Here is a 17,882-nt window from a genome sequence, read left to right as displayed (position 1 = left end):
AATCGGTGGAGCTGCATGACAAAGTCATCGGGCATTATCTGAACATAAAACACTATCAATAAGTTGGAGTCATTACCGTCATAGTGTACTCCTATTACTTCTCAGGGATATTAGTCACTATCTTCGCGACTGAGTTGGCGCTATTTCTACCAACACCTAAAAATGCTGTCAATCTATCCAAAGTGGTATATCAGGATTTCCAGAAAAATCGTGAAAACAGTATTAATACCGGATAAATTTCCAGTCGGCCCAGAATCATCGCTGCGCACATAAGATATTTTGCTGCATCATTTAATGTACCAAATGTCGATGCAGTTTCGCCAAATCCAAGCCCCATGTTATTAATGCATGCCGCGACGGTAGCGAATGACGTTAATAGATCATAGCCCATCATGTTTAATACGCAGATAAAAAATACCGTAAACAGAATATAGAGAAAGAAAAAGCTCCATACCGAGCGCAGGACACGGTCCGTAACGACATTACCGTCGACTTTGATACTCAGTAATGCTCTGGGATGAGCTAACTGGTGCAGCTCATTTCTGCTCTGTTTAAATAAAATGAGAAAACGTAACGCCTTAATGCCACCACAAGTTGAACCAATACAACCACCAAAAAAACTCAACAGCATTAAGAAAATAATGGTGTGAGAAGGCCAGTTTGCGTAATCCAGAGTTGCCAGACCATTATCTGTCATCATCGAACTGGTGAGAAAAAAGGCATGAATAATGCTGGAAGAGATATCATACATTCCCACATGCCAGACTTGCCATGCCGTAATCGCAATGACTATAAAGGCGACAAGCAGGAAAAAGTGCAATTCACTGTTACGCAGTAAAGGTCTGAACTGACGCTTAACGATGACCACATACCACAATGTAAAATTAATCGCAGAGAGCAATGAAAACAGTCCGGCAACAAACTCAATGGCATGGCTGTTATAAAAACCAATGCTTTCACTATGTGTTGAAAAGCCGCCTAAAGAAACTGTCGATATACCGTGGCAAATAGCGTCAAACAACGGCATACCTGCAACAAAATATGATGCGCTGCATACTATGCCGAGCAAAAGATAAGTCAGCCAAAGTGTACGAGATGTATCTGCCAGGCGAGGAGTCAGTTTGTCATCTTTAAACGGCCCCGGCATTTCAGATTGATAGAGTTTTGCGCCACCAATGCCTAATAAAGGTAGTACAGCAACCGCGAGAACGATGACGCCTAAGCCGCCGATAAAGTTCAGTTGTGCGCGATAGTATAGAAAAGCAAAAGGTAAAGTGCTCACATCGGAAATGACAGTGGCACCGGTAGTTGTGATCCCGGAAACACCTTCGAATAAGGCATCAACAAAACTTAAGTTAAACTCATCATCAATCCACAAAGGAAATGCACTGATAATGGAAAATAAGATCCAGAACAGCACAATGATCAGAAAACCATCCCTGGTGCGCAGTTGAATACCCGCTTTTTTGGTCGCCAGCCAGGCAATGCCTCCAAGGCTAAAAAATACCAGAAATGTTTCGAGGAAAACGAAAAAGCTTCTTTCCTTGTAGATCAAGGCGATAAGCATCGGTGGCAACATAGATAAGCTATAAAGCCAGACCAAAAAACCGCACATATGAGTGACAACTCGCAAATGAGATGTATTCATAGATGAATGGCCTATCAATTATACCTCCAGTGTTATGCCTTCAGTTTGGCGGCTATTATACTCGCCATACTTCAAGTTGCATGTGCTGCGCTTAAACTCGCTCACGATTACCTTTCGTCAATACAAAAATGGCTCACCGGGTTCTGTTTAATCTTTAACCATGATAAAAGACGCGGCGCAAAATACAGGCAAGTTATCAGGTCATTCTTAATGGTGATATCTTTAGGAATAAAAATCAGTCATTTTCTGTTAAGGAGGGAGTGTGAAGGGGAGAGTTGAATATTATAACGGCATAAAAAAAAGGGACGTGAAAACGCCCCCAAAATAAAGGGTAATATATAACAGAAGGTTTGTTTAAATGAGAGACAGGAACTGTCTCTTAAGATAAGTGACTTGAGGGAGTCACTAAAATATGTTGGGGAGGCTGACCTTCCCCAACATATTATGCCGTTACCAGATTAGAACTGGTATACCAGACCAACAGCAACGATGTTGTCGGTTGCAACACCAGCTTCTTTAGTGAAGTCGCTCTTATCGATCAGGTTAATTTTGTAATCAACAAAAGTGGACATGTTTTTGTTGAAGTAGTAGGTCGCACCCAGGTCGATGTATTCAACCAGATCCTGGTCACCCCAAACACCCAGATCTTTACCTTTGGATTTCAGGTAAGCGATGGACGGACGCAGACCGAAGTCGAACTGGTACTGAGCAACCGCTTCAAAGTTCTGAGCTTTGTTTGCGATATGGTCATTACCGAATACAGTCATATTCTGGGTTTCAGAATAGGTGGTTGCCAGGTAAATGTTGTTCGCGTCGTATTTCAGACCAGCAGCCCAAACTTCTGCAGTTTTACCAGAAGCATTCAGAGAATTAGCTTTAGCATAGGATACCTGCCCATCAGTACGGTCAGATTTTGCATAGGTTGCACCAACGCCAAATCCTTCATAATCGTAAGTGGCAGACATACCAAAGCCATCACCATTAGATTCAATCTCGTCACGGCCTTTCCAGTTGTTTACTTTGGATGCTGAATCATTTTTACCCTGGTATTGCAAAGCGAAGTTCAGGCCGTCAACCAGACCAAAGAAGTCGTTGTTACGGTAGGTTGCAACACCAGTCGCACGCTGAGTCATAAATACATCAGTCTGAGTCCAGGTATCGCCACCGAATTCTGGCAGAACGTCGGTCCATGCGCCGATGTCGTAAGCAACACCGTAGTTACGGCCATAATCGATGGAGCCGTACTCACCGAATTTCAGACCAGCAAATGCCAGACGAGTTTTGTCTTTATCAGAACCCTGAGATTCAGAACGGTTGCCTTTGAATTCGTATTCCCACTGACCGAAACCAGTCAACTGATCGTTGATCTGAGTTTCGCCTTTGAAGCCCATACGAACATAAGTGGTGTCGCCATCATCAGAGGCTTCAGAGGAGAAGTAATGCTTAGCATTAACTTTACCATACAGATCCAGCTTATTGCCGTCTTTGTTATAGATTTCTGCTGCTTGTGCAGACATCGCCATCAGAATGGACGCAGCTACAGCAGAAACTGCCACTGTTAATTTTTTCATCATCAATCCTTTTTATTTGAACTAATTCTTTATAAAAATGTCACTGCATACAAATATTCATCTAGCCAATGTGTTCATTTCAAGAAATAGATATATCAGAGTATTAATAACTGTGATCACAGTCACATTTTATAACTTATTCCTAATTGTGATTCTTAGTATTTAACAATTTTTGAACAAAAAATACGGGCTGAATAAAAAGAAAATATTGGCTTAAATATAATTTCTTGCGGTATTTTTAGTGTCATAAGAATTTTGTTTGATAAAATTGTGTGCGTTATTGTTTGTATTTTTACGCCGATTTATCAGATAGTTAGATAAGGATATTCTTTAGCTTTATTAATGTATTATTGTGGTTAGGATGCTATTTATATCGATGGGTAAAAATATCAGGTAATAGATAGAGAATGAGGTGTGGTTAATTTTCGAACAATAAGCGTTGCTTAATAAATTCTGTTTACGTTTATCATTACACTCAGAGAAAGAGAGCCTTTTCGATTACAGGAATGCGTAATAACAAATAACAGACAGAAAAAAGCCCGCACATAGCGGGCTGGGGAATTTTGCAGCAGCAAATTAGAACTGGTAAACGATACCAAATGCGAGTTGGTCGTCGGTGTCAGCGCCAGTTATACGCGCATCATCTTCATCCAACAAGTTGATTTTGTATGTGGTATACACGTTCATGTTTTTGTTGAAATAGTACCATGTACCAATTTCTACATAATTTAAACGGTCAGCATCAACATGTTTGTAGCCTGGTACACCCGTGATGTCTTTACCTTTGGAGTAAACATAGCCCAGAGATGGACGCAGACCGAAGTCAAACTGGTACTGAACCACAGCTTCAAAGTTTTGCGTTTCGTTAATCTGTTGGTTTTTATAAATCGTGCTGCCATATTGGTCAGTCTTACCTGTATCCACCGATGCAGAAGCCATATTGCGAGTTTCGCCGTACATTACAGCGGCGTAGACATTATTGGCGTCGTACTTCGCAGATAAAGCCCAAACTTCAGCATGTTTGCCGTTACCGTCCCCAGTTTGAGCATCAGTACGGTCAGAGTTTGCATACGCACCAGCAAATGAGAAACCATCAATGGTATAAGTTGCAGATAAACCATGACCGTCACCATTAGCTGAGCTGTTATTGCCTTCATTTTTACCCTGATATTGCAGAGCAAAATTCAGACCTTCAACCATGCCGAAGAAATCAGTGTTACGATAGGTTGCAACACCGTTGGTACGGTTGGTCATAAACAGGTCAGTGCCTGCCCATGAGTCGCCGCCCCACTCAACAAACATATCAGTAAACGCTTCAGCATCATAAGCAACACCGACGTTACGACCGTAATCAAAAGAACCAAGATCTTTGTAGCTCAGACCAGCATATGCCAGACGAGTCTGATCATTGTTTGAGTCGTTAGATGCTTCCAGGTCAACTTCAAACTGACCATAACCAGTCAGTTCAGGATTGATCTGAGTTTCACCTTTCACGCCAAAACGGGCATAAGAGGTATCTTGAGAGTTGTCACCCTTTTCACCATTTTCACGATCAGTCAGGATACGCTCGCCAACCATCTTGCCGTAAAAATCTACTTTATTACCATTCTTGTTATAAATTTCAGCCGCATTTGCTGCGCCAGCAACTAATAATGCCGGGACCAGCATTGCCAGAACTTTTCTTTTCATTATGTATTCCCTTGTGATAATAATTTCTATGAATATATAGATAAAGTGCTGTTATCCAAAAAAGAGCACGTTTGGATACTATTCTATGAAGTTCATTTTATTTTAAGACTTGCATGTAACAATTATATTTAAAGTATTGCAAAATGTTTCTATTGCGCTATTTATAATTTAAATATAATGATTGTGTTTCGATGTATTTACATTATGTATGGTATATATATCAATAAGTTATTGTTTTTATGAATACATTCATGCAAGCAATAAAAATAATACAATCAAGAAGGGGTTAACGGGTCTTTTAATATCTTTGTGCGAAAAAAACCGACAAATTAATGTCGGTAAATAGGGTAGTAACAGATTGTAGATGATAAAAGGCTAATAACCGGGCTATCATTGCATACAAAATGTGAAAGCCAAAGTCCGAATACAAACGTTGGTAATATTTCTGCAATAAATATTACCAACCAGACCCCGGCGATACTTAAAGCAAAAAAGCCTGATATCACCCCACTTAATACAATATCTACTCATTAATTTATTTAGTGGGTGTATGAATTGTGTAACAAGCAAAGGCAAAAGGGTAGAAAAGCGTGAGTTACTTCACATAAAATGAGAGGGCTTGTGTTATGGGTAACAACATAAATGGAGAGCGTCAAATCTATGGAAACAAGAACCTCGCGTAGCCCCGGTGGCAAACTGGCGCTATGTGCCTTTTATGCCTGGTGCATCTACTTTGCATGGGCGATGGTGCGTTATATCTGGACCATCAGCTCACTACAGTCTGCGCCTATCGCTGGCTTCGAAAGCGATTTAGGTTACACCAGTGGAAAATGGCTGGGTGCATTGCTGGGCTTTATGATATTTGCCCTGGTAGGTGCAATCCTTGGTGGCATCGCCTGGTATACCGGACCACGCAACTGCCGCAGGTGAAGCAAAGGCTGAAAATTGCTAAGGTGGCCTTGCGTAAACATTCGGAGGCGCAATGGACATATCACACTGGCAAACGCAATTTGAATCCTGGCTCACGCGCCATCACAAACAGCTTGATGCCGCCCATGACATCGCTCACTTTCGCCGTGTCTGGGCGACATCGCAAAAACTGGCGGCAGATCATCCCGTCGATAAGTTGGTGATCCTGACCGCCTGTTACTTTCACGATCTGATCAGTCTGGCGAAAAATCATCCCGAACGTCATCGCTCATCTATCCTTGCTGCGCAAGAGACGGCGCGCGTGCTCAGGCAACAATTTCCCCTGTTTCCGGCTGATAAAATCCCGGCTGTGTGCCATGCCATTGAAGCGCATAGCTTTAGCGCAAAAATCCCCCCGCAAAGCCTGGAAGCGAAAATAGTTCAGGATGCAGACAGACTGGAGGCGCTGGGGGCGATTGGTCTGGCACGGGTATTTGCTGTTTCTGGGGCACTGGGGGTGGCACTGTTTGATGCCAACGATCCCTTCGCCCTGCATCGCTCACTGAACGACAAACAGTATGCTCTCGACCATTTTCAGACGAAGCTATTAACCTTACCGGAAACCATGCAAACCCCACTGGGTAAACAACTCGCCCGGAAAAATGCGGATTTCCTCGTGACGTTTATGGCGAAGTTGAGTGCGGAATTAAACGGCGACTATGATTCGTTGGATCAAAACGTTATCCGCACATTTACTCGATAAATCATCAGCATAAGGACGTTGCAAATGGCCGATGTTCACGATAAAGCCACACGTAGAAAAAACATGCGGGCCATCGCGACCCGCGACACCGCCATCGAAAAGCGTCTTGCCAGTGTGCTTAACGAGCTTGGTATACCGTATCGCGTTCAGGACGCCTCGCTGCCAGGCAAACCTGATTTTATTATTGATGATTATCAGTGCGTTATATTTACCCATGGCTGTTTCTGGCACCAGCATCATTGTCACCTGTTTAAAGTTCCGGCGACACGCACGGCGTTCTGGCTGGAAAAGATTGGCAAAAATGTTGAGCGTGATCGTCGTGACCAGGTGCGTTTGCAGGCGCTTGGCTGGCGAGTGTTGATCGTCTGGGAGTGTGCGTTGCGGGGGCGAGAAAAACTCAGTGACGCCGCGTTATCTGAGCGCTTAGAAGAGTGGATCTGCGGCGCTGACGCCGACGCGCAGATCGACACTCTCGGTATTCAATTACTCTGAATGTTTGCCCGTGGGAGCACAAACCGCAGCGGATTTATCCGGTAACAGATATTTTCCCAGCGTCACCAGCAACACGGCAAATACAATTACTCCCAGTGCCAGCCACTCAATCGGGGCGAGTTTTTCACCAGCAAATCCAGTCCCCAGCAGTACAGCTACCACCGGATTGACGTAAGCGTAACTGGTTGCCAGAGCCGGGCTAACGTTACGAATCAGATACATATAAGCGTTAATGGCAATAATCGAGCCAAAAATTGCTAAATACCCCACCGCCAGAAAACCTGAAAGAGTCGGCGTGGCAGTCAATTTTTCGCTGGATAGCATCGACGCACTCATCAGTACAACGCCTGCCGCCAGCATTTCAACTGCCCCCGCCATCATCCCAACCGGAAGGGTAATTCGTGAACCGTACACCGAACCAAATGCCCAACTGATTGAGCCAATCAAAATCAACACGGCACCCCACGGATTACCACTCAGGTTACCTCCGCTGTTAAGCATTACAATGCCAGCAAGACCAATTGCGATACCAAGCCACTCCAGCTTGCGTGTTTTGATACCGAAAAAACGACTAAAGCAAAGCGTGAACAGTGGCACAGTCGCAACCACCACAGCAGCAATTCCTGATGGCACATTCTGATGTTCCGCCACTGTCACCAGACCATTCCCTACCGCCAGCAAAAGAACACCAATTAATGCGGCGTTAAGAAGCGGGCGCATGGGCGGCAGTTTATGCCCGCGTAGTAACAAAAACGTCATCAGCAGTATGCCCGCTGCCAGAAAACGCACACCCGCCATCATTAATGGAGGCCAACTCTCCACCCCAATGCGAATAACAAAATAGGTCGAACCCCAAATGATATAGAGCGCAAATAGCGCGCTAAAAAGTGGTAATAACTGCCGAAAACGCATACATCCTCACGGAGGGAATAACAAGGTGGAATATAGTTAACGTTAAAATGATAACGCTGGCGAGTGTTATAATTGCCACGCATTGTTAAAAAAGTGTTGACGAATGGCGCAGGTGTCAGCCGGGCACGATTTGATTCATACTATGGCATCAACAGAAATAGATAGAGGGATAAACTTTGGCAGGAAGTAGCTTACTTACATTACTCGATGATATCGCCACATTGCTGGACGATATTTCCGTCATGGGGAAACTGGCGGCAAAGAAAACCGCCGGAGTGCTGGGGGATGATTTATCACTCAACGCCCAACAAGTTTCTGGTGTTCGGGCCAACCGCGAATTACCGGTGGTCTGGAGTGTGGCAAAAGGTTCACTCATAAACAAAGTGATCCTCGTGCCTCTGGCGTTACTGATCAGTGCGTTTATTCCCTGGGCGATTACACCGCTACTGATGATTGGCGGTGCGTTTCTCTGCTTTGAAGGGGTAGAGAAAGTCATGCATATGCTTGAGGCGAGAAAGCATCAGGAAAGCCCGGCAGAACGACAAAAACGCCTGGAGGAGCTGGCGGCGCAAGACCCTCTTACCTTTGAAAAAGATAAAATCAAAGGTGCGGTACGTACCGACTTTATTCTTTCGGCGGAGATTGTGGCGATCACCTTAGGGATTGTAGCTGAAGCGCCATTGTTAAATCAGGTATTGGTGCTTTCCGGTATTGCGCTGGTGGTCACGCTGGGGGTTTATGGATTGGTAGGTATGATCGTGAAACTGGACGATTTGGGCTACTGGTTGGCTGAGAAATCCAGTGTGATTGTACAAGCTATGGGGAAAGCCTTGCTGGTGATCGCGCCCTGGTTGATGAAAGCATTGTCGATAGTGGGCACACTGGCGATGTTCCTGGTTGGTGGCGGCATTGTGGTACATGGCATTGCGCCGCTTGCTCATGCAATTGAACATTTCGCCACTCAGCAAGGCGCAGTGGTGGCGATGATCCTGCCTACAGCCGTGAATCTGGTACTGGGGTTTATCATTGGCGGGATTGTTCTTATGGCCGTTAAAGCCGTGGCCCGCGTGCGGGGCGTTGCGCATTAATTGTTGAAGTAGAAATTATGCAAAATCTGCCATCGTCGTCTAAGGTGAAAAAGTTTCACATGATAGAGGAGGCAGGTATGCGCTTTTTGGTCAGTGATGAAGTAATCGTCAAACAGGGTGGTCCTCGCATGATCGTCACCGGATATTCCAGTGGCATGGTGGAATGTCGCTGGTATGATGGTTTCGCGGTACAACGTGAAGCCTTTCATGAAAGCGAACTGCAAGCTGGTGATGAGAGGCGACTCGAAGAAGCCTGACGCATAAACGCCTGGTTAATGCCAGGCGTTTTGCTTTACAGAGATAAAAGAGTGGCTCGTGGCCTCACGACATTGTTTGCTTATGCCAGAATTATAAAAAAGAAGTTGGGAGTGCTCCGGTGGTTCACCAGACATCAGTGGAAAACAGAAGCTGGCATAAAAAGCTGGCGCGCCGTCTTGGGCCAGGCAATATCGTTAATATTTGCTTTGTGGTTGTTTTGCTTTGCTCCACATTGCTGACCTGGCGAGAAGTGGTGGTACTGGAAGATGCTTATATCTCCAGTCAGCGAAATCATCTGGAAAATGTTGCCAACGCATTAGATAAACAACTGCAATATAACGTCGATAAACTTCTGTTTTTGCGTAATGGTATGCACGAAGCACTGATGACGCCGCTGAACTTCTCGGCACTACAAAATGCCATTACCCAATTCCAACAAAATCGAAATAAGCGTTACTGGCAAATTGGTCTCGATCGTCGCCGTACACTGATGATCAATGGTGTGTCTGATGATTTTGTCAGCCAGAGCAATCTTCTCTCACGTGCGGATGATGATTTACATAATGAACTGACGGCGGCGCTGGAAGTGGGGTATCTGCTGCGTTTGTCGCACGCTCCGGGGGCGGCAGCACAACAGGCCATGTATGTTTCACGTGCCGGTTTTTTCCTCTCCACTCAACCCACGTCAAACAGCAAAGATATTTTAACCCGCTACTTCGACTTCGTTACTCAGCCCTGGTTTAACGAACAGTCTGAGCGCATGAACAAATCGCGCGGAGTGCGCTGGTTTAGTACCCCCGGTGATCACACTAACGAGACTAAACCACAAATTACCGCCAGCATTCCCCTGGATAACCAGGGATACTGGCATGGTGTCCTGGCAATGAGCATTCCACTGGCGGCAATGCGATCTCTGCTGGTAAATGCTACCCATAATGACACCGACGGCGAATACCAGCTCTACGACAGCAAACTTAATTTGCTGACCACCTCTACGCCAGAACAACGGAAAATAAACACCTTTGACGATCGGGAACGGGCATTACTGGCACAGGATATCGAACACGATACGCAGGGTGGCATCAGAATGAACAGTCGATTTATCAGCTGGGAACGGTTGGATCATTTCGACGGCGTATTAGTGCGTGTGCATACGTTACAAGAAGGTGTTCATGGCGATTTTGGTAGTATCAGTATTGCACTAACCCTGCTTTGGGCACTGTTTACCACCATGTTGATTATCTCCTGGATAGTGATTCGCAAGATGGTCAGCAATATGTTTGTGCTACAAAGTTCGCTGCAATGGCAAGCCTGGCATGACACCTTAACCCGTCTCTATAACCGTGGTGCCCTGTTTGAAAAAGCGCGTTTTCTTGCTCAGGAGTGCCGGGAAAATCAACGACCCTTCTCGGTTATTCAGGTGGATCTCGATCATTTCAAAAGCATAAATGACCGATTTGGTCATCAGGCAGGTGATCGGGTACTTTCTCATGCCGCAGGACTTATCAGCCGCTCTCTGCGTGCACAAGACGTTGCCGGGCGAGTAGGAGGGGAAGAGTTCTGTATCGTGCTGCCTTGCGCTAATCTGGCGCAGGCACAAGAAATTGCCGAGCGTATTCGTCTGCGTCTGAATGAAAAAGAGATATTGATCGCCAGGAGCACTACGCTGCGGATTAGCGCCTCGCTGGGGGTGAGCAGTACCGAAGAAACGGGAGATTACGATTTTGAACAGTTGCAGTCACTGGCAGATGGTCGCCTCTATCTGGCAAAACAGGCCGGACGAAATCGCGTGTGTGCCAGTGATCAACCTTTGTCAGAGGATAAAAAATAATCCAGGCCTTCGCGCCAGCCTTCCGGCCCTTCATGTTGTGTGCGATACACACGTGAAGGTTCGATGTGTTGTAAATGCACTCCTTCTCGATTCAGCCCCTTCACCACAACCGCGTAGTCCATTACATCCAGCAATGGGGCGTCGTTCGGTCCGTCACCGAGGCCCAGGGTAGCGGGGCGTTTCTGCCAGAGCTGCTGGTAGATGGCAATTAACTCATTCGCCGCCTGATCTTTGCCGACGCTGGCATCCAGTACATGCCAGAAGCGCGCGCCGTGTACAAACTGTAAGCCCATTTGCTCCAACTGGTCGGCAAACAGCGTCATTCGTTCGTCACTGTCACGCCAGATCAATGATACCGAGGCTTCATGCAACCGTGTCAGTGCGGCTTGTGTGCGGTTAAGCCCGGTCCAGTCAACAATGGTTTGTTCATCAACATCATCAAAGGTGGTGAATTTGAAATGCATTTTCTCGCGTAGGCTATTGAGCACGATGTGGATTTCACTATGGCTGATACCGTTTATCCGTCGTGGGTAATGCGGCTGAGTTTGCCAGTGTGCATCAAGCTGGACCACGGCACCGTTCTCCGCAATTAGCGGTAAACCCTGCAATCCTAATGTTTGCTGCAAATGCAGCATTTCCGCTGCAGTTTTGCTACTGCACAAAATCAGCGGGATATTTCTTTCACGCAGACGATATAACCACGGTGCAGCAGGTTGCCAGTCATAGGTATGGCTATCTAACAATGTGCCATCAAGATCGGTAAAGATCAGTAGGGGATCATTCACTGACAACATAGCGATACGTTTCTCCGGTTGGCAGACGACTCTTAAAAGCGAAACGGTAAAAAATATATTCTTCTGGTATCGATTCCGCGCATCCCAGACCACATCTAGCCTGTGGGCATTTACCCGCTCATCCATTAAGGTTATTAATCATTCACGGTGTAAATATTTGCTTGTCAGGCAAAAAAATTGCATATAAGGTAATCCGCACATCAGATTTCCTGGTGTAACGAATTTTCAAGTGCTTCTTGCATAAGCAAGTTTCCTCCCGATCCTTCACAGGATCGGGATTTTTTTATGGCAAATCAACGATTAATTTCCGTAATGCTAAAGTCATGAATGTCCAGCTCAAAGGCATCGGCTAATTCACGCCATGTATGGTATTCACGGCCATCCACACTGACCTTCTCAGGATCATTTCCGCTACGATGGACTTCGCCTTCGCTAATCTCATTGATGGCAGCCAGCAGGGCATCAACGTCAACGCTGACTTCGCGTTTAGCTGTATCGCTATACTCTTTCGCGGTTTTCATGTCTGTACCTCTTGCAACCGTGAGTTTGTTCCGGGCCTGACCAGTATGGCTTAAGTATAGACCGTTGAGAAAATCACCAATCGGCCCAACTGCCACTGTCAGATAATTCGATTTGTTCTAAACTGGCAGAAAGCAACAGGAGGAGACATTGATGAAGGTGAATGATCGGGTCACAGTCAAAACGGATGGCGGCCCTCGTCGTCCTGGCGTGGTACTGGCGGTAGAAGAATTTAACGAAGGCACAATGTACCTGGTTTCGCTGGAAGACTACCCGCTCGGTATCTGGTTCTTTAATGAGTCAGGGCACCCGGATGGTATTTTTGTCGAGAAAATGGAATAGGGCAGCGAGTACATCTGACTGGTGGTGTAGCCACCAGTCAGCAGCTATTAGCGCATATTAACAAATATACCGTTAGTTACATTGTCTGTTAAACGTACCACATGATAAATAACCTGTTTATTATGCGTTTTAATCTTACGTTTAATATTTCCCTTGTGTGACGATACCGTTTTAGCCTTGATATTCATCTGGTCAGAAATCTGAATCGTACCCTGGCCTGCCATCCACATACGTAACATGCTTGATTCAGTCCGACTTAATGATAACGTGGGTAAATTAATTACACTGGCAATATCGGCCTCTTTTTTCAGAATATCGCCAAGGATATCATCAAGAGATTTCGGTTTAATCGACTTGGAACTGATCAATAAATTTTTGCGGACAAGCAGATACTCATCAAAATGGATATTGGCAATCGCCATAAATACAATAAATAAAGTGTTGGGATGTTGATTAATGATTTGCTTGATGTGCTGACTGCTTGCCGGGTCATGGATAAAACAGTCTTCATTAATAAACACCACTGAAGGATGATGTAAGTCACAAGCGACCTTAAGTTGATCAACGCTTTCGATATCGTTGATTTCCCTTTTCTTAACCCCTCTGCTAACAAGATACCCGGTCAAACCCAGCCGGGTGTAACTGCATAGATCCATAATAATCGTTGACATGGCATACCCTCACTCAATGCGTAACGATAATTCCCCTTACCTGAATATCGTTGTAGAAATAATTAATGACCTCAGGTGACGCTTTACGCGATTTTTCAGGCAACTTACTATCCCGTAAAGTTACCTATAATTTGCCAGGAATCATCTCAAAGTAAAGTAAATGTTACGTTATGTGAGGAAGATAAAAACAAATAAACCCACGCAACGATATCCTGGTGGATGTTTGCTGATATTAATTTTCAGATAATCCTTAGGATAATGCTATAAAAAGAATGGTTAATTATTTACAGGCATCTCGCTGACAATATCAGCTAATAAATTAAAAACTTCACTAAATAAATGTTCGCAGAACGGTGCAATTAATGGCATTAATGCCGCCATTAATGAAATTCCCACGGTCAGTGTCAGGGGGAAGCCAATAACAAAAACGGATAACTGCGGTGCCATTCTATTCAATAAGCCTAATGCCAGATTAAGCGTTAATAATAGCGTGATCACCGGTAACGCCAGCATCAACCCATTGAGGAAAATCAATCCACCAGCACGGGTAAGGGCAAGAAAGGCATTACTGTTTAGCGGTTCACCGCCAATAGGCAAGGTGTGAAAGGTATCGACAAGAATCGAAATCAACCACAAATGACCGTTAAATGTCAGAAATAGCAGCAAAACCAGCATATCCAGAATGCGCGCCAGCACGGGCATATTGAGATGACTGGCAGGATCGACAAAGGTTGCAAACGATAACCCCATCTGCAGGCCGATAATCTCCCCGGCGGTACGTACGGCGGCAAATGCAAACTGCATCGTAAAGCCCAGCGCAATACCTATCAAAATCTGCTGTATCGCTACCCAGACGGCAGCATAAGAAAAAATGGGCACATCGTGTGGCGGCAGCATCGGTGCAATGGCCAGTGTAATCATCAATCCCAGCCCCAGCTTTGCCCGTTTGGGCACACTGCGTTCGCTGAGAATAGGAGCGGTGGAGATCAACGCCAGTACGCGCAACAGTGGCCAAAACCCGAGGCTCAGCCATTGCATCCATTGGTCGCTGGTCAGTTGAATCATCGTGTTGTTAACCAATCAACGACGGGATATTGCTAAAAAGGGTACGCACATAATCCAGCAATAAACTTAGCATCCAGGGGCCTGCCACAATAATGGCAATAAACACCGCCACAATTTTGGGAATAAACGATAACGTCATTTCGTTGATCTGCGTGGCAGCCTGCAAAATGCTAATAATTAAGCCAGTGACCAACGCTACCAGCAACAGCGGGGCAGCAAGGGCCAGTGCGACTTTCATCGCTTCTGTCCCCATCATCATCACCGATTCGGGTGTCATAGTGCTCCCTAACTGTAAAAGCTTTGGGCCAGCGAACCGACCAGCAGCTGCCAGCCATCCACCAGCACAAACAACATCAGTTTAAACGGCAGAGCGATAGTGGCCGGTGGCACCATCATCATCCCCAGCGCCATCAGCACGCTGGCAATGACCAGATCGATAATCAAAAATGGAATAAAAATAGTGAAACCAATCTGGAATGCTGTTTTCAGCTCACTGGTAACATAAGCAGGCAGCAGAATACGCATGGGTACGGCTTCCGGTCCCTGAATCGGCCCGGTATTGGCCAGCCGGGCAAATAACGCAAGATCGGCTTCGCGTGTCTGGCGCAACATAAACTCACGCAGCGGCTGAGCGCCTTTTTCCAGCGCTTCCTGCATGGAGATTTTCTCTTCACTGAATGGCTGATATGCATCGACGTAAATTTTGTCGATTACCGGCGACATAATAAAAAAGGTCAAAAATAACGCCAGCCCCAGCAGCACCTGGTTTGGTGGTGCAGACGGCGTTCCCAGGGCGTTACGTAGCAAACCAAAAACGATGATGATGCGGGTAAAGCTGGTCATCATCAGTAAAATGGCCGGAATAAAAGTCAGCGAGGTGATAAACACCAGCGTCTGCACCGGTAACGACCAGCTTTGTCCTCCACCGGGCAACGGTTGAGTGACAAGGCCGGGCAATTGCGCCAGTGCGCAAGGCGTCACCAGCCATAACATGGCGGGAATAAGCGTTAACAAACGGCGCATCAGGATCTCCCGGACCGCTTAAGGACATTTTTCATCAGGCTGGGAAAATCCACTGCTGGTGGTTGGTCCAGCGGTGCTGCCGGCGGCAATGTATGCAGCAAATTGATGTACGATGCGGTAACACCCAACACCAGGCGGGCATCTTCGACATCGACAATAACCACCCGCTCACGGGCTCCCAGTGAAGCACTGGCGCTGACCTTCAGGCCATTGACCCCCGTATTTTTAGCGGTGAATCCCAGCCGTTTTATTAGCCAGGCTGCTGCCAGTATCAACACAATAATGCCAAACAATGCGCCACTCACCTGTAGCAACGGAGTTGTGGTGGCAGAAGGCTGGACGACAGTGGCCTGGGTTTGCATATCAACGGCTCAGGCGGCGCATACGTTCAGAAGGTGTAATGATATCGGTGATCCGCACGCCGTATTTATCGGCAACTACCACCACTTCCCCCTGGGCAATCAGATAACCATTAATCAGAATATCCAGCGGTTCGCCAGCCAGACCATCCAGAGCTACTACAGAACCTTGTGTCAGGCGCAACAACTCCTTAATTGTCATTCGTGTACGGCCCAGCTCCACCGTCAGCTTCACCGGAATATCCATAATCAGATCGATATCCTGCAACGTACCGCTGACGTCACCGCCCCCCAGTTGCTGGAACACCGCATCGGTAGCGCTTTTGCTACTGGTTGTTTGTTGCTCGCTTAATGCCTCAGCCCACAGATCGTCCAGTGCGCCGTTGTTCTCATCGGCCGGATTATTCATGTCACTCATTTGGGCTGTTCCTCGTTCAGAGAATTCAAAATCGGGTTAATCAAATGTTCAATTCGTAACGCATATTGGCCGTTGAGAGTACCGTACTGACTGGTCAGCACCGGAACGCCATCGACATGGGCAATTATGCGGTCAGGTTTTTCTATTGGCAGAACGTCGCCAGGTTTTAGCTTCAATATCTGCGAAAGTCGCAGCGAAATTTCGGCAAAGTTCGCCACCAGTTCCAGTTGCGAGTGCTGCACCTGGCGTACCAGGTTATTGCGCCAGTTCTGATCTTCATGACGCGAGTTTTCCAACGGCGGGTTAACCAGCAGCTCCCGCAACGGCTCAATCATGCTGAAAGGCAGGCAGATATTAAATTCACCAGTCAGGTTGCCAATCTCCACATGAAATGGCGTGTTAACCACAATATCGTTTGGTGAGGTGGTGATATTGGTGAACTTCACCTGCATTTCCGAACGCACATACTCCACTTCCAGCGGGTTAATGGCTTTCCATGCGTCGCGGTAACCTTCCAGGGCCAGCTTCAACATGCGGTTAATGACACGCTGTTCGGTGTGAGTAAACTCCCGGCCTTCAACCTTCGTTGGGAAACGTCCGTCACCACCAAACAGGTTATCGACAGCGATAAACACCAAAGCAGGGGAGAACACCACCAGCCCTGTACCACGTAACGGTTTAAGGTGGATCAGGTTAAGGTTAGTGGGCACCGGCAAATTGCGGGCAAATTCGTGATATGGCTGAATACGAATCGCACCGACGGTAATATCCGGGCTACGGCGTAGCAGGTTGAACAATCCCATACGGAAATGACGGGCAAAACGCTCGTTAATGATTTCCAGTGCCTGCAAGCGCTCACGCACAACTCGCCGCTGGGTATTGGGATCATACGGGCGAATATCACTCTCATTAGTGATACCGCTTATAGGTTCGTCTTTGGTCTCGCTGTCTCCGTTGAGCAGCGCATCGATTTCAGCCTGAGAAAGAATACTATTACCCATGTCTCTACCGCAGAATAAAGGCTGTATACAAAACGTCGGTAACGTCCTGCTTAGGTTGCCCGGCAACAAGGGGAACGGCCAGAGTCTCTTTGATTGCCTTGATCAGTTGCTGTTTTCCTTCTTCCGTTGAGAGCACACTGGCATCCTGACGGGAAAACAACAGCAATAAACGGCTGCGCACTTCAGGCAGATACTCACTAAGACGCGAACGCGTGGCTTCATCTTTCAGGCGCAATGTAATACCGATATACAAAACACGGTCGGCGTCGCCGAGATTCACCGTAAAGGTGTCCAGTGCGTAAAACACAGGTGATGTCGGCGGCGTGACTTTTTTACTGGTGGGCGGATGTTGCAAACGCCAGTAACTATAGCCTGCGCTAATACAGGCTATAACCGTGATGAATACCAGCAGCGGCACCCAGAGAGAACGCTTGCTTTTTATGCCCGATGCGGTGTCAGTCATTTGATGTGAGATTCCTGTTTCACTACAGCTTATAGCGTGATTATCCCGTGTCCTGCGCGTGACAAA

The 17,882-nt window shown here is 46.4% G+C and carries 22 protein-coding genes; 8 read left to right on the top strand and 14 right to left on the bottom strand.

The genetic code is table 11. The features are described 5' to 3' along the window. Positions 1–62, top strand: a 62-nt coding sequence (locus tag K0335_RS22735; protein ID WP_071528444.1) for an IS1 family transposase, incomplete at its 5' end; no start/stop codon positions are given. A 128-nt stretch (positions 63–190) separates the two neighbouring features. Here K0335_RS22735 and K0335_RS19315 read toward each other — a convergent pair. From K0335_RS19315 to K0335_RS19305, 3 genes are all read right to left on the bottom strand, one after another. Then, positions 191–1,648, bottom strand: coding sequence for a TrkH family potassium uptake protein (locus tag K0335_RS19315; protein WP_104920216.1), 1,458 nt, complete (start codon positions 1,646–1,648; stop codon positions 191–193). Between the two features lie 458 nt (positions 1,649–2,106). Next, on the bottom strand, positions 2,107–3,219 hold the full coding sequence (ompC, locus tag K0335_RS19310; protein WP_219394017.1) for a porin OmpC: 1,113 nt from the start codon (positions 3,217–3,219) through the stop codon (positions 2,107–2,109). Between the two features lie 576 nt (positions 3,220–3,795). Next, positions 3,796–4,908 carry a porin gene (locus tag K0335_RS19305; RefSeq protein WP_219394015.1) on the bottom strand — a complete coding sequence of 371 codons (1,113 nt, stop codon included), beginning with the start codon at positions 4,906–4,908 and terminating at the stop codon, positions 3,796–3,798. Between the two features lie 660 nt (positions 4,909–5,568). On the opposite strand from K0335_RS19305, the gene drpB reads away from it, so the two are divergent. Genes drpB through K0335_RS19290 form a run of 3 tightly spaced genes read left to right on the top strand, consistent with a single transcriptional unit; the run spans position 5,569 to position 7,072 of the window. Then, the gene (gene drpB / locus K0335_RS19300; RefSeq protein ID WP_219394014.1) at positions 5,569–5,838 is read left to right on the top strand and encodes a cell division protein DrpB; all 270 of its coding nucleotides are present in this window, start codon (positions 5,569–5,571) and stop codon (positions 5,836–5,838) included. 52 nt (positions 5,839–5,890) lie between these two features. After that, positions 5,891–6,580, top strand: coding sequence for a phosphohydrolase (locus K0335_RS19295; protein ID WP_104920219.1), 690 nt, complete (start codon positions 5,891–5,893; stop codon positions 6,578–6,580). A 24-nt stretch (positions 6,581–6,604) separates the two neighbouring features. Beyond that, positions 6,605–7,072, top strand: coding sequence for a very short patch repair endonuclease (locus K0335_RS19290; protein ID WP_104920220.1), 468 nt, complete (start codon positions 6,605–6,607; stop codon positions 7,070–7,072). Here K0335_RS19290 and yedA read toward each other — a convergent pair. Beyond that, positions 7,064–7,984 carry a drug/metabolite exporter YedA gene (yedA, locus tag K0335_RS19285; protein WP_001212276.1) on the bottom strand — a complete coding sequence of 307 codons (921 nt, stop codon included), beginning with the start codon at positions 7,982–7,984 and terminating at the stop codon, positions 7,064–7,066. The genes K0335_RS19290 and yedA overlap by 9 nt on opposite strands. Before the next feature lie 176 nt (positions 7,985–8,160). Between yedA and K0335_RS19280 the strand changes: the two genes are divergently transcribed. The 3 genes from K0335_RS19280 (at position 8,161) to dgcQ (ending at position 11,161) form a co-directional block, all read left to right on the top strand. After that, positions 8,161–9,072: a DUF808 domain-containing protein gene (locus tag K0335_RS19280; RefSeq protein WP_000929119.1), complete on the top strand. Its 912-nt coding sequence runs from the start codon at positions 8,161–8,163 to the stop codon at positions 9,070–9,072. A gap of 77 nt (positions 9,073–9,149) precedes the next feature. Continuing rightward, entirely contained in the window at positions 9,150–9,329 is a 180-nt protein-coding gene (locus K0335_RS19275; RefSeq protein ID WP_001211841.1) for a YodC family protein, read from the top strand. Between the two features lie 119 nt (positions 9,330–9,448). Further along, the gene (gene dgcQ, locus K0335_RS19270; RefSeq protein WP_077626266.1) at positions 9,449–11,161 is read left to right on the top strand and encodes a cellulose biosynthesis regulator diguanylate cyclase DgcQ; all 1,713 of its coding nucleotides are present in this window, start codon (positions 9,449–9,451) and stop codon (positions 11,159–11,161) included. On the opposite strand, the gene K0335_RS19265 is transcribed toward dgcQ, so the two are convergent. Beyond that, positions 11,134–11,955: a mannosyl-3-phosphoglycerate phosphatase-related protein gene (locus K0335_RS19265; RefSeq protein ID WP_000953851.1), complete on the bottom strand. Its 822-nt coding sequence runs from the start codon at positions 11,953–11,955 to the stop codon at positions 11,134–11,136. The genes dgcQ and K0335_RS19265 overlap by 28 nt on opposite strands. Positions 11,956–12,248: 293 nt before the next feature. Further along, on the bottom strand, positions 12,249–12,476 hold the full coding sequence (yodD, locus tag K0335_RS19260; protein WP_000844797.1) for a YodD family peroxide/acid resistance protein: 228 nt from the start codon (positions 12,474–12,476) through the stop codon (positions 12,249–12,251). Positions 12,477–12,627: 151 nt separating this feature from the next. Between yodD and dsrB the strand changes: the two genes are divergently transcribed. Then, complete coding sequence (gene dsrB, locus K0335_RS19255; protein ID WP_000867213.1) at positions 12,628–12,816, top strand: protein DsrB; 189 nt, start codon at positions 12,628–12,630, stop codon at positions 12,814–12,816. Positions 12,817–12,863: 47 nt separating this feature from the next. Here dsrB and rcsA read toward each other — a convergent pair whose 3' ends face one another. From rcsA to fliL, 8 genes are all read right to left on the bottom strand, one after another. Next, positions 12,864–13,487 (bottom strand): transcriptional regulator RcsA, encoded by a 624-nt coding sequence (rcsA, locus tag K0335_RS19250; protein ID WP_219394013.1) that lies wholly within the window; start codon positions 13,485–13,487, stop codon positions 12,864–12,866. Positions 13,488–13,763: 276 nt separating this feature from the next. Continuing rightward, positions 13,764–14,552 (bottom strand): flagellar biosynthetic protein FliR, encoded by a 789-nt coding sequence (gene fliR, locus K0335_RS19245; RefSeq protein ID WP_000615498.1) that lies wholly within the window; start codon positions 14,550–14,552, stop codon positions 13,764–13,766. A 7-nt stretch (positions 14,553–14,559) separates the two neighbouring features. Beyond that, positions 14,560–14,829: a flagellar biosynthesis protein FliQ gene (gene fliQ / locus K0335_RS19240; RefSeq protein WP_000187361.1), complete on the bottom strand. Its 270-nt coding sequence runs from the start codon at positions 14,827–14,829 to the stop codon at positions 14,560–14,562. Positions 14,830–14,837: 8 nt separating this feature from the next. Then, complete coding sequence (gene fliP, locus K0335_RS19235) at positions 14,838–15,575, bottom strand: flagellar type III secretion system pore protein FliP (protein WP_001253458.1); 738 nt, start codon at positions 15,573–15,575, stop codon at positions 14,838–14,840. Continuing rightward, positions 15,575–15,937 carry a flagellar biosynthetic protein FliO gene (fliO, locus tag K0335_RS19230; RefSeq protein WP_219394012.1) on the bottom strand — a complete coding sequence of 121 codons (363 nt, stop codon included), beginning with the start codon at positions 15,935–15,937 and terminating at the stop codon, positions 15,575–15,577. Before fliO ends, fliP begins: the two co-directional genes overlap by 1 nt. 1 nt (position 15,938) lies before the next feature. After that, on the bottom strand, positions 15,939–16,352 hold the full coding sequence (fliN, locus tag K0335_RS19225; protein ID WP_001282105.1) for a flagellar motor switch protein FliN: 414 nt from the start codon (positions 16,350–16,352) through the stop codon (positions 15,939–15,941). After that, on the bottom strand, positions 16,349–17,353 hold the full coding sequence (gene fliM / locus K0335_RS19220) for a flagellar motor switch protein FliM (RefSeq protein ID WP_002431481.1): 1,005 nt from the start codon (positions 17,351–17,353) through the stop codon (positions 16,349–16,351). Before fliM ends, fliN begins: the two co-directional genes overlap by 4 nt. A gap of 4 nt (positions 17,354–17,357) precedes the next feature. Next, positions 17,358–17,816, bottom strand: a complete 459-nt coding sequence (gene fliL, locus K0335_RS19215; protein ID WP_000132542.1) for a flagellar basal body-associated protein FliL — start codon at positions 17,814–17,816, stop codon at positions 17,358–17,360. Positions 17,817–17,882: the final 66 nt, after the last annotated feature.

Origin of the sequence: Escherichia sp. GZ89 (assembly GCF_019366485.1) — a bacterium.
Taxonomy (GTDB): domain Bacteria; phylum Pseudomonadota; class Gammaproteobacteria; order Enterobacterales; family Enterobacteriaceae; genus Escherichia; species Escherichia fergusonii.
Note: the sequence above shows the minus strand (reverse complement) of the source record. Positions and strands in the feature narration are given on the sequence as shown.